This is a genomic window from Acidisoma sp. S159 (genome assembly GCF_009766125.1).
Lineage (GTDB): Bacteria > Pseudomonadota > Alphaproteobacteria > Acetobacterales > Acetobacteraceae > Acidisoma.
On record NZ_LMUG01000091.1, the window covers coordinates 45,364 to 45,684 of the forward strand.

The following is a 321-nucleotide window of genomic DNA, read 5'->3' on the forward strand; positions in this document are numbered from 1 at the left end:
GGATCTGGCAACGGCCGGTCGTGGAGGACAAAGAGGTGGCGCCGTTCGGTAGAATCGAGCTTCAGGGCGCCCGAGAGCGCCGATAGGACCTCGTTGGACGGCTTCACGTCCCGCCCTTGCTCGAGCCAGGTGTACCAAGTTGTTCCGACGCCGGCGAGCATCGCCACCTCCTCGCGGCGCAAGCCGGGGGTGCGCCGTCGGAAGCCATCGGAGAGGCCTACATCGGACGGGACGAGTCGCTCGCGGCGCGACCGCAGGAACTCCCCGGCTTCACGTCGGCGGGCGTCAGCATCGATCGTCGGAGCATCGCTCATGAAGGTC

General features: G+C 67.6%; 1 protein-coding gene. It reads right to left on the reverse strand.

Translation table 11 applies throughout. The annotated features are described in order from the left end of the window. Nucleotides 1-314: helix-turn-helix transcriptional regulator (locus tag GSQ92_RS30590; protein ID WP_216857005.1), on the reverse strand; the 314-nt coding region annotated here is incomplete at its 3' end. Between the last annotated feature and the right edge of the window lie 7 nt (nucleotides 315-321).